The 2,785-nt window shown below is 67.0% G+C and carries 3 protein-coding genes; all 3 read right to left on the bottom strand.

Annotated features, from left to right (window positions below):
- Positions 1 to 46: 46 nt before the first annotated feature.
- Positions 47 to 250, bottom strand: coding sequence for a transposase (locus tag I6U14_RS13600; protein ID WP_296900060.1), 204 nt, complete (start codon positions 248 to 250; stop codon positions 47 to 49).
- A gap of 72 nt (positions 251 to 322) precedes the next feature.
- A complete protein-coding gene (locus I6U14_RS13595) occupies positions 323 to 727 on the bottom strand; it encodes a hypothetical protein (protein ID WP_296900059.1) in 405 nt (134 codons plus the stop codon).
- A gap of 595 nt (positions 728 to 1,322) precedes the next feature.
- Positions 1,323 to 2,785 (bottom strand): AbgT family transporter (locus tag I6U14_RS13590; protein WP_296900058.1); only part of this gene is annotated, 1,463 nt, incomplete at its 5' end.

Genomic DNA, 2,785 nt, shown 5'->3' with positions numbered 1-2,785 from the left:
CGCCGAGGTGCCCCGCATCCCTGCAAGATCAGCCTGTTGGCTGAAATTACGAATCGACTTGATCCGTCCCACTGCGTAAGCGTTCAGACCCCCCACAGAATTGGTCCCAATGGCGCAGGGCGCGCTCGGCGTCGTTGTTGGTCAGCAGCAGGTGCGGGTAGTCGAGCACGACCCAGAAGGTATCCCAGTCGTCGAGCAGCTCGCGCACCAGCGCCTTGGTCTGGTTATGGGCGCTGTCGGCATGCGCCAGACAGAGCGTTCACAAAGCCTGCAACTGCTCCTCGACCACCGGCTCGGCGGCCCGCGCGAGCTCGTGCACGGCTTAGTTGATGGTGGCCACCGCCAGCTCCAGTCCGCGCCAGTCGGCGAGAAACTCTTGGATGCGTCGGCGTGATAGGCGCATGCGCAGGGCCAAGGCGCACAGCAGGGCCACCAGCCGTGGGCCGAGCAGATGGCGCTCGCTGAGTGCCACGCCCCAGTCGGTATCACCGGCGATGTGGCCCGGCTCCGCGCGGGTGCGGTGCCCGCAGGCACAGTCGCGCTCGTAGTAGGCGTGTTTGACCTGGAGAAGCTCCAGCGCCGGGCGCTCTGGGTCAGGCTCGCGCAGGTCGATGACGAGGTGGGCCTGCACACAGCGCGCGGCATCCCCCGCAGGCAACGCAGCACCGCAGCGCGCGCAGTGCGTGGGGTGATGCGCGACGAGGTGATCGATGGGCAGACGTTGCATCCGCCCATGGCCGGGTGCGTCGTGGCGTTGTCCGGCTCGGCGGACGGGAGCTGTTGCGCGGGTTGCGGTCCAGGCGCTCATGCGCGAGCTTCAGGTCCGCGAGCAGCTTCACCGACAGCGCATGCAGTTGCTCGGGCGTCAGTGCCGCCAGCGCCGCATCGTCGAGCTGGGCGAGATCGTGTTTGCTGAGCTGCACGGCAGGGGCAGGCTGACGCCGGACTCGCTGTCGAGACTTAAAGGGCTTGAGGTCGTATCTTCCCACGGTGCCTTAGACTTGTCCGCTAGTCAGCTGATTTTTTGGGTAGGGTCTGAACGCTTACTAAGAATCGGGTTGCGGCTTGGTGCTGGCCCGGTAATTGTACGACCCCTACGGTGTTACCCGCGCACTGCCAGGGGCGGCGAATGTTTCGAGATGCCCTTGAGATGCATCACTACCCGGCTGTGTCCGCACTGGTAGCTGCAAACTGAACGGTCCTCGGCACGGTAACGATCGTCGAGCCGGGCTCGGGCCCGGACTCGAGGCCATTCACCGCCCATAGCCGTTTCGGGGCAATGACGGGCGGGTTTGCAACACCCCGAGACTGCGACGGCGCGCTCATCCGGCCGACGCATAAACCAGCCCGCCACCCGGCCCAAGCGGCCAGCCGAAGGCGACCCAGACGCCCAGCAAGGTCGCCCATAATGGGGCAAAGACCAGGGTGTACGGCAGCATCAGGGCCACCAGGGTGCCGAGGCCGGCGTCCGGACGGTAGCGGCGGATGAAGGCGAGGATGATGACCAGGTACGGATTGAACGGCGTGATGCCGTTGGTCACGGAGTCGCCAACGCGGTAGGCCGCCTGGGTCAGCTCCGGGGCGATGCCCGCCTGCATGAACATCGGCACGAACACCGGCGCAAAGAAGGCGTATTTGGCCGAGGCCGAGCCGATGAGCAGGTTGCCGGCCATCACCACGGCGATGAAGGCGAGCATCAGCGCCGCCGGGTCCAGTGACAGCTCGGCGAGCCAGCTGCCACCAACGATGGCAAGCATCTCGCCGAGACGGGAGTGGCCGAAACAGGCGATGAACTGGGCCGCAAAGAAGGCCAGCACCAGATACGGTCCCATGGTGCGCATGGTCTCGCCCATCATGTTCACGGCGTCGCGGTCGCGCTTGATGCTGCCGGCGCCGATGCCGTAGGCAAGCCCGGTGCTCAGGAAGACGATGAGCAGGATGGGTACCAAGGCCTCCATCCAGCGCGGGAAGCGCGCGCCTTCACCCGCCAAGGGTGCGCCGGGAATCAGCACCGCCGCGAGCAGCAGCACCAGCAGCATCAGGACCGTCCAGCCGGCGAAGCGCAGGCCTCGGGGCTCGTTTCGGGCCGCCTCAGCCTGTCCAGATGGTTCAAGCGTGACCTCGGCCTCGCCCTCCGGCGTGTCCTTGTCACCCGACGCCGCCGGCTGCACCCCTGCCACCATCTCCGCCGACGTCGGCCGCGGCAGCCGCGGCTCCACGAAGCGCCAGGTGACGAAGGCGCCGGCGGCCGTGAGCAGCACCGTGGAGACGATCATGAACCACCAATTGGCGCTGATGGCCACTTCGTAGTCCGGGTCCAGCAGATGCGCGGCGGCGGTGGAGAGCCCCGCCAGCAAGGGGTCGAGACCGGTGAGAAACAGGTTCGCCGAGAAGCCGCAGGTGACACCAGCGGTCACCGCCGCAATGCCAGCGAGCGGCGAGCGCCCCGCGGCCAGGAAAAGCGCGCCCGCGAGCGGCGGCAGCACGACATAGCCCGCATCCAGCGCCAGCGACGACAGGATGCCGACGAAGACGGTCATGGGAACCAGGAGCCGCCCAGGCGCTGCCGCCAGCAGCCGCCGCAGCAGCACCGGCAGCAGGCACGAGCGCTCAGCAACGACGATGCCGAGCAGCCCCACAAGCACGAGCACCAGAGGCGGACACTCGACGGAGCTATACACCAAGCTTGAACAGAGCCACCACAGACCGTCGGCATCCCGAAGGATTACAGGCGAGAATGGGTCGAGGAGCAGCGACACGACACGCTCCAGCATGCCGGGCAACA

The organism is Thiohalocapsa sp., assembly GCF_019695415.1.
Taxonomy (GTDB): domain Bacteria; phylum Pseudomonadota; class Gammaproteobacteria; order Chromatiales; family Chromatiaceae; genus Thiohalocapsa.
The sequence above is the reverse complement of the archived record's forward strand: the minus strand, read 5'-3'. Positions and strand labels throughout refer to the sequence as shown.